Source organism: Methylobacterium sp. E-025 (assembly GCF_022829705.1).
Lineage (GTDB): Bacteria > Pseudomonadota > Alphaproteobacteria > Rhizobiales > Beijerinckiaceae > Methylobacterium.
In genome coordinates, this window is record NZ_JAKSYR010000122.1 from 1 (window position 1) to 7,621 (window position 7,621).

General features: G+C 61.2%; 11 protein-coding genes and 2 pseudogenes. 2 read left to right on the forward strand and 11 right to left on the reverse strand.

Annotated elements, in window-relative coordinates:
* The coding region (locus tag MKK64_RS18805) for a Crp/Fnr family transcriptional regulator (protein WP_243932447.1) at nt 1–300 on the reverse strand (300 nt) is incomplete at its 3' end.
* A gap of 177 nt (nt 301–477) precedes the next feature.
* Here MKK64_RS18805 and MKK64_RS18810 point away from each other — a divergent pair.
* Nucleotides 478–1,209, forward strand: coding sequence for a Crp/Fnr family transcriptional regulator (locus MKK64_RS18810; RefSeq protein WP_243936406.1), 732 nt, complete (start codon nt 478–480; stop codon nt 1,207–1,209).
* Nucleotides 1,210–1,323: 114 nt separating this feature from the next.
* Here the strand turns inward: MKK64_RS18810 and MKK64_RS18815 are convergent, their stop codons facing one another.
* The 3 genes and pseudogenes from MKK64_RS18815 to MKK64_RS18825 all read right to left on the reverse strand — a co-directional run.
* Nucleotides 1,324–1,566, reverse strand: a complete 243-nt coding sequence (locus MKK64_RS18815; protein ID WP_243936408.1) for a DUF6894 family protein — start codon at nt 1,564–1,566, stop codon at nt 1,324–1,326.
* Nucleotides 1,567–1,684: 118 nt separating this feature from the next.
* Nucleotides 1,685–2,413, reverse strand: coding sequence for a Crp/Fnr family transcriptional regulator (locus MKK64_RS18820; protein ID WP_243936410.1), 729 nt, complete (start codon nt 2,411–2,413; stop codon nt 1,685–1,687).
* A gap of 163 nt (nt 2,414–2,576) precedes the next feature.
* Nucleotides 2,577–2,726: pseudogene (locus tag MKK64_RS18825) on the reverse strand (DUF4113 domain-containing protein); the annotation flags it as partial.
* Here MKK64_RS18825 and MKK64_RS18830 point away from each other — a divergent pair.
* On the forward strand, nt 2,676–3,257 hold the full coding sequence (locus tag MKK64_RS18830) for a hypothetical protein (protein WP_243936422.1): 582 nt from the start codon (nt 2,676–2,678) through the stop codon (nt 3,255–3,257). The pseudogene MKK64_RS18825 and the gene MKK64_RS18830 sit on opposite strands and share 51 nt — an antisense overlap.
* 185 nt (nt 3,258–3,442) lie before the next feature.
* Here MKK64_RS18830 and MKK64_RS28450 read toward each other — a convergent pair whose 3' ends face one another.
* The 7 genes and pseudogenes from MKK64_RS28450 to MKK64_RS18860 all read right to left on the reverse strand — a co-directional run.
* On the reverse strand, nt 3,443–3,571 hold the full coding sequence (locus MKK64_RS28450) for a DUF6894 family protein (RefSeq protein ID WP_409567974.1): 129 nt from the start codon (nt 3,569–3,571) through the stop codon (nt 3,443–3,445).
* 694 nt (nt 3,572–4,265) lie between these two features.
* Nucleotides 4,266–4,796: a MucR family transcriptional regulator gene (locus MKK64_RS18835; RefSeq protein ID WP_243936412.1), complete on the reverse strand. Its 531-nt coding sequence runs from the start codon at nt 4,794–4,796 to the stop codon at nt 4,266–4,268.
* 156 nt (nt 4,797–4,952) lie between these two features.
* A complete protein-coding gene (locus tag MKK64_RS18840) occupies nt 4,953–5,471 on the reverse strand; it encodes a GAF domain-containing protein (RefSeq protein WP_243936413.1) in 519 nt (172 codons plus the stop codon).
* Nucleotides 5,472–5,717: 246 nt separating this feature from the next.
* Nucleotides 5,718–5,954: a hypothetical protein gene (locus MKK64_RS18845; RefSeq protein ID WP_243936415.1), complete on the reverse strand. Its 237-nt coding sequence runs from the start codon at nt 5,952–5,954 to the stop codon at nt 5,718–5,720.
* Nucleotides 5,951–6,358: a hypothetical protein gene (locus MKK64_RS18850; protein ID WP_243936417.1), complete on the reverse strand. Its 408-nt coding sequence runs from the start codon at nt 6,356–6,358 to the stop codon at nt 5,951–5,953. Before MKK64_RS18850 ends, MKK64_RS18845 begins: the two co-directional genes overlap by 4 nt.
* A gap of 20 nt (nt 6,359–6,378) precedes the next feature.
* Nucleotides 6,379–6,864, reverse strand: a complete 486-nt coding sequence (locus tag MKK64_RS18855) for a hypothetical protein (RefSeq protein ID WP_243936420.1) — start codon at nt 6,862–6,864, stop codon at nt 6,379–6,381.
* A gap of 194 nt (nt 6,865–7,058) precedes the next feature.
* A pseudogene (locus MKK64_RS18860) lies at nt 7,059–7,555 on the reverse strand (transposase); the annotation flags it as partial.
* Nucleotides 7,556–7,621 lie beyond the last annotated feature (66 nt).

Below are 7,621 nucleotides of genomic sequence, written 5' to 3' on the forward strand. Positions count from 1 at the left end.
GCACGGGGAGATCGTACCGATGTTGTGGTCCATCTGGTCGAGGATGAACACGTTGAGGTCGCAGAAGTCCCCTGGAACCATAAGCGCCATGATCTGGCGTTTACCGTCCGGGAGCACCTTGTAGCGGCAAGCGAGGCCATCCAGGATCAGATGGACGTTCTCGGGTTCGTCGCCTTCTCGAACCAAATCGACCCGTGCAGCGACCTGCCGGATGCGTGGCGCCAAGCCATCCAGGGCCCGGCGATCGTCATCCGATAGGTCTTCGAAGCCTTCCAGCTTCCGGGTCAGTACCTGCTGCATCACACCTCGGGAGGGTTCGACCGCAACGACCCTACGTCGGATTTCCGACATTTCAAATCGTCATTTGATGAGAAATTTGCCTAACGTCCGCGTTTTCCCTAGAAGCCGCGCATCGTTTGCAATCTTTCGGGCGCACACGGCTGAGGGTTCGTGCTCCCGCCCTTCTCGGGACGGCCCGTGACACAGCTTGAACAGGCCTCGTGCCGCAATCGTTTGCTCGCCGAACTACTACCATCCGACTTCGATCTGCTTCGGGGTCGGCTCGCCCCAAAAAAGCTCGCTGTGGGCGACGTGCTGATCCAGACGGATACCCCAATCACCAGTCTGTATTTTATTGAACGCGGCATCGTCTCGCTGGTTGCGCAAGCCCCCGATGGCGAACAGGCTGAGATTGGGCTCGTTGGCTGCGAGGGTCTCGTCGGGATTCCGCTGCTGCTTGGCTCCGATCAAGCCCCCTATGATGGCCGGGTGCAGCATACAGGTTTGGCCTGGGCATTATCTGCTTCGAGTTTCTGCGAGATCCTGCCCCGATCTTCGGCCTTGGGTGAACGGTTACTTCGCTATGTGCAAACTGTCACCGCGCAAATAGCAGGAACAGCACTAGCCAACGCACGCTACACGCTTGCAGCTCGTCTCGCCCGCTGGTTGCTGATGTGCCACGATCGGGCTGAGGGCGACGACCTCTCGACGACCCACCGCTTCCTTTCGTTGATGCTCGGTGTGAACCGCACTGGTGTCAGCGAGGCGCTGGCCGCTTTGGAACGGGCTAAGGTCATCACAACGAAGCGTGGCACCATCGTCATCAAAGACCGCGAGCACCTGCTTGCTCAAGCGGGCGCTTGCTACGGGATGCCGGAGGCGGAGTACGATCGGCTTCTCGGACCTACAACGTCGATCGCAACGGTCTGAACGGCGTTTTCCTGGGATCTGGGTTGGTCTACGCCAAGCGCTGGACCAGTTCGGCGACGGACGGTAGTGGGACACCGAGGTCGGTGCTTGGCGCGACTGTCAGGCACCATGATCTCACCGGATCAGCCGCGTTCCGACGAATGACAGGGCCGCCGAGTAGACGGCCTGCCCCTCTTCGTCCCTCACCATCACCATATAGTTCTTATAATCCCCATCACGTCGAAGTTCATCGATCGCGATGGATGGGAGCGCTCGCTTGGCCTCGACAACGGCAGCTTCAAGGTCGACACACGCGACGCCGACCTCATCACGCTCGTTGGCGTTTGCATCAAGGATATCGAAAAAGAAGCGAGGCACATGACTCTCCGCGCGGCATATGCGGGAGCACAATAGTCTCATAAACGTCGACTACCGGTACCGTGGCCAACTATCGCATGAGGTCATACGATACGCAGCGGTTCGGCAGCAACATACATTAGTATCGAAGATGGGCCGGATCGAACTCGGCGGCCTGCGCGAGCCTGTCCCAGGCCGTGATGTTGAGCGTCCGTGTGCGGAGCTCAATTAGACCCTGTTTCCGCATCTCCTTCGACACGCGGTTGGTGTGCACACTCGATAGGCCGAGCGCATCGCCGAGTTCGCTCTGTGTGATCGGCAATGTGCAGCGGTGCTCAGCTGCAAGACCCATCGCCTCCATCCTGCAATAGAGTTCGCAAAAAAGATGCGCCATCCGCCCAAAAGCATCGCGCTGCCCCATACCGGTGATCCACTGCCGGAACATTGCCGCGTCGATCAGGGTCTCGCGCCAGAGGATCGTCGCTAGCCCAGGGAAGCGCTTCGTGACATCGAGCAGGCTTTCATGCGGGATAAACGCAATCGTGGCCTCGGTCAGGGCCGCAAGGTTGTGATCCATCGTGTTGATATGCAGACTGTGTAGATCCGGCACGTCGCCCGGCACGTGGAAGGACAGGATTTGTCGCCGGCCCTCGCCGAGGAGCTTGTATCGGAACGCCCAACCTTCCACGAGCAGGCAGCAGTGCTCGGGCTTGTCCCCATCGCGCACGATGTCTTGCCGTGGTGCAAGTGTCTGAACTCTGGCTGACAAGTTCTCGATGGCCTGTCGCTCCTCGTCCGAGAGGTGGCCAATGCGCTCCAGCCTGCGCACAAGCAGGCCGAGTGCAGCTTGGTTTGATACAAATGTCATAACGGCTTCGCCTCACTGAAAGCGGAAGCTCAAAATTTTCGCCGTCGTCAGCACCGGAACGAGCATGCTGGTGATGGAATACAACTTAGACACACACAGCCGGAGAACCACAAGGCTACGTAGAAAAAAACGTTCATGAGCCTGTGACACGCGTATTGCCGTGTTACGCATGCGCAACCAGCAGCTCGCCAACCTGGGTCGTGTAGCGCAGCGTCCGCATCTCGAACTCCGTGCTCCAGGTCCGCCTCTCCACGAGCCCCGCATGGGCCGGGGCGACGCTGCTGCGGCCGAAACGAGCGTTGCAGGCGTCGATCACCGCGAACTGTCACAGAAGCCGACACGCAGTGATTTTGCAGTGCAACACATCTACTTGGTATGCCAGGCGTCACCTCCCTACGAAATCACCATGCTCGCCGCTGGCATTCAGCGGACCTTGTTCGCACAAACCGAGCGGGAGGCGGCATTGATGGGCGAGTCGGTCCTTCGTCGTTTTGAGGGCAAGCTGGGTCTGATCGGCTTCTGGATTGATGCTCCCGATAAGGGTGCCCTCAAGCGCCTGGGCGCCTACCTGAGCAGCGTACTCACCGAAATAATGGTGGACGGACGAAGTCGTGGCGTAGGCGACCTACACGGCAGAGGGCGTGCTGGCCAAGCCCGCTGGGGCCGTCATTTTCGCCTTATCGAGAGCTTCTCTCGGTTGATCTGCCACGCCTACGGGATCGAGCGCCACCAAGGCTTCCAGCGCGAGCTTCACTCGCGCTGGCATCGCGTCATTCATGACAGGCGGAAACGCTTCTACCAGCGCACGACGAACACCCACCTTGAATGGTGTTTCACGACCTAATCTAGAAAAATTAGTCCAAAGGGGCCCAATCACAGTCATAGCTCCCCGAGCCAGCTGCATACCAAGCATCTCGCAGTTTAAGCAAATCTAATGACCTCTCTCAACCAAACTGCGGCGCACAGATTTCCTACTTCGTCTATGATCTCAAATCGTTGACCGTCTATCAATTTGCCTTCGCGAAGCCTTTATGCGATTAGATATCGCGCTGATGCGCGAGCTTCTTCTTTCGCCGCTTTAACGTTGGGAAAGTCTGATCCGTCTGGATCTTCGACGAGATCGTCGCCATCACGCAGGTGAAGGTAGAAACAGGGCATCGAAGACCTCGATCTCTATTCGTCTGCTTTCAAGCGTCGTCAACGAGCGGGTCTGCCTCATCGATCTGCTCACCCTGGTCATCACGAACCGGCGTCAGCTCGACCGGTGGGAACAGCTCAGCCAATCCCTGAGCTACGCCGTAGAGAACAGGATCGGAGTCTGGGCCAGACAGGGGTACGCAGTGATCCCGATGTCGCATTTTGCGCTCTGCTACTGGTTTTGAACGAGGCCGGCGCAGGCTCCGTCAATTTTAAGTTGAACGGCAGATCATATCAAAAGATGGTTTTCACGCGATTGGTTCCACGCCGGCCGCATTGAAAAATCGCCGTAAAACAGCGCCCAGAATTGCTGCGACGCACAACTTGCGCGCCCGGCTTAGGCCCGGTTGTCATTGAATCATAAGACCTTGCACGGAGAGGGGCGCGCCGGTCTCCCGGTCACGCCCCGCTTGTCGCAGTCGATTTTGTCAGCGTCGATCTCAAGCGGTGCGCGCTTTGATCCGCTGCACCTGCACCATAGTTCACTTCCCGCTCCCATCAGTGAGCCCCGGATCTCACCTGCGTCGCGCCGATACGCAGTCCATGGTCCAGATGCGGTATGCCGCAACGCGGTTGAGCCAGCGTCGTACGGGATGAAGGTGTGGTGCCCCGAAACGGGGTGCTGAGCGGCCTCAGGCCCCCCTCGGCAGCCTTCTTACGGCCACGAGCCTTCCAGGGTTGCCTCAGAGGATTCTACGGCCTTGGACTTCCTACCACGGGTCTCGGGCGCTTCGGAGATCGTCTCTCCCGTATCAGCACCCTTGGGAGCCGCTTTGCGCCGCTGCTGGCCGAGGCCGAGCGAGCGCGCCAGCTCGGAGCGTTGTGCGGAGTAGGAGGCCGAGTTCGAAGGATAGTCCGATGGCAGACCATATCGCGCCCTGTAGGCCTCCATCGTGAGACCTCTCCCAGCCAAGTGACGCTTCAGGGTCTTGTACCGCTTGCCGTCGATGAAGGAGATCAGCGCATCCGGCGTAATCGACTTGCGCATCTGCGCCGCCGTCGCTTTCTCAGAGCCTGTCGGCTCGACCGCCGTTTCATTGCCAAGCCTAGACAGAGCCGCGTGCACGCTGGCGATCACGTTCGGCAGCTCTGACACCGGCACGGTGTTGTTCGAGACGTAGGCGGCGACGAGGTCGGCCATCAGTTCAATGCTGCTACCTGCCGGCATGTGTTTGGTGTCTTCCATCGTGTCCTCGCGCGGTTTACCGCGGCACCTATCTCCTGCTGTATACAAAATACAAGTTCGTATCAGAGGTAGGACTAATATTCCATGCCCTACGCTACCGGGCCATCGGTCTTTGCTGGCACCCGAGCTGTTGGGCCGCGCGAGCGAACTTTGCTGCTACGCCTTTGAGAGGGCGTCCACGGTACCCGGCATGGTCTGCACCCGAGCGATTGCCGCCGTGGCGTGATGAGCAAGGGTTTCGAGGCGAGTGACCGTTTCCATGTTTGGGAAGACGGCTGTGCACCAATAGGCGCCAAGGGCCGCGATGGGCTTGGGGCTGCCGATCGGATTCATCACCAAACTTCGCATTGAGGTGGCGCGATATGCTGCGGCCGGCAAACGGGGGTCGATGTCGATGTCCGGGACGATCGCGGTCTCGTCGTTGAGCATCGTCCAGCCCGAGATGCAGGCCGCCATCGGGAGGCGTTGCCCACGCCAGAGCGGATCGATCGCATTCTCAGCCACATAATGACAGGATTTACCTTCCCGTAGAATGACCGCGATGCCGTCTGAACCCATGACGGTTCTTGCCGTCTCACGCAGAACAGAGACGACCTCTTCCAGGGATTGAGTAAGGGCCAACCGGTCACGGGCTTGTCCGAGCGTCCGATCAGTCTGAAATTGGCCTTCGAGCATGCAGCCAAGTTACCGGATGCGCCGGCGGGCGTCCATTTACCGCCCACCAGCTTGGTGAGCGAACGCTCCTGACCTTCTGGCGCAACAAGATGGATACCGCGACAGTTTTGAGGCTGAGATCGCAGGATCTGTCTTTGCCCCACAGCGCCCGACACGAGGCCGTACTGATCTGCCTCAATGCGGAGTGACGTGCCGCCCGCCCACTCCTCCGCCGTCAGTTCCGGGCCGGTGACGCAGAGTACGCGATCAAGGCCATGGCGCCGGTGCGTCCTTGAGCATGGCGTCGTAGTCCGCAGCGATCTCTTTCAGCGTCCGGGTCGCGTAGTAGGCCGCCTGCTGTGGAGTACGCTCGTAGGGCTCCTTCAGAAGGGCGACATATCGGAGCCGGGCGGCCTCGATCTCATCAGGCGTGTAGTGCCTGGGCATGGTATCTCGGGTGGCCTCCAGGGCGACCAGGCGCTTGCTGAGGATGGTCGGCGTCATAGGCTCACCCATTCCGTCGCGAGGACGATCGCCGACTCTGCGTCAACGAGGTAGGTGTACGCCTGGAATGCCTCGGGCATGTCCGCGATCAAGGATCGGATCGCCGCCTCGTTGCGGTCCATCCCAGCCGCCGGGCCGCCGTTCCGCTGGCTCAGGAGCACCGTGACCGCCTCGCGGTGCCGGTAGTTCCATTCGATGAACGCTGCCCCCTCGGCCCGCATCGCAGCCCGCGTCTCTCTGACGTGCTCGTAACCGAGCGCCCGCGCCACGCCCTCAGCTATGGACTGCTTGGGCCCGAGGTCGCCAACGTGGACGGCCACGAGCAGCAGCAGCAAGCGGATGCCAGGGTTCAATGGGTTGGCCATGGCAGGAGACGGAACGGCTTGCCCTTCGAGCCGGGTCAACCGCGGCATTAGGTTCGAGGTCATAAGCGCGTCTCCACGGGCTCGGCTGGAACGCCGTAGGCGGCAAGGGCGCGCGCGAGGGTGACACTGTCGTCTACCTCAGGCCATGCAGGGTTCTGCGCCTTCGCCCCAGCCCACTCGTCCAGCGCCGCGATCGTCATCTCGGAACTGGGGCTCAGCGGATCAGGGCAGGCGTCCGCCCCGTACCGGGTGCGCAGGGCAGCGTCCGCCCGCTCGATCCGCCGTCCCCAGTCCTCGGGGTTCGCTCCAGCCTGGGTCTCCATGTCGTCGCGATCGGCATACCCGAGCGCCCGAGCGAAGCCGTCGCTGTAGGAGTCCTCCAGATGCAGCGGGCCCGACGCGCGCGGCCGAGGATAGCTGCCGAGCGCAATGGCGACGGCCCGGAGCCAGACTTGGGTCAACTCACGGGTTACCGGTCCCTGGCCGCCGCGCCCTGCCTGTCCGGCTTCCAGGCGGTTCAGACGCTCGATCAGCTTCGGGGTCATTGCACGTTCCTCGGCCGGTCCAACTGGAAGGTGAACGCAGGCAGGTTTTCGGCCACTGGCCGGCTGCCCCAGCCTGCGTACGTGCCTCTTCCGTTAGGATGGCGGGCGACAGATCCCGCGGCGGGTCGCCCTTGGCCATGCGGTACGCCTCGACGTTCATCACGAAGGCGTCGTCGCCGTCGTGGATGGCGTGACCGCGCCCTTTCAGAAAGGCGACGATATCGCTGACTGGTGTCCCGGGCGTACTTCTCGGCCAACGCCACAAGATCGGCCGTCAGCGCCTCTTCGTCGTCCCGGCCCCGCGGTCCCTTGCGCTGCGTCGAGCGATGCTGTCCGAGCGCCCGACAGGCGCGGCGCTCGGAGACGGTCATCGTCCGCATAATGTGCTCGACACAGGCGCGCCGGCGCGCGGGGCTCAAAAGTTTCCCCGGGACGCCTCCTGCAGGATCAGCTTGTCGAGGGTGAGATCCGCAATCGCCTTTCGAAGCCGCTGGTTCTCGGTCTCCAGGTCCTTCATCCGACGAACCTGATCCGACTTCAGGCCGCCAAACTCACGCCGCCACCGGTAGTATGTCACTGAGCTCACGCCGAGCGCGCGGATTGCATCGGCCACGCTCTGGCCCTGTGAGATCAGCACATCCGCCTGCCGCAACTTGGCGACGATCTCCTCGGGCTTCGGGTGCTTTGCCATCTCGTCCGTCCTCCAGGCTCAAAAGCCATACCAAAGGGCGGACCACTTCAATGGGGGCTGATCAGG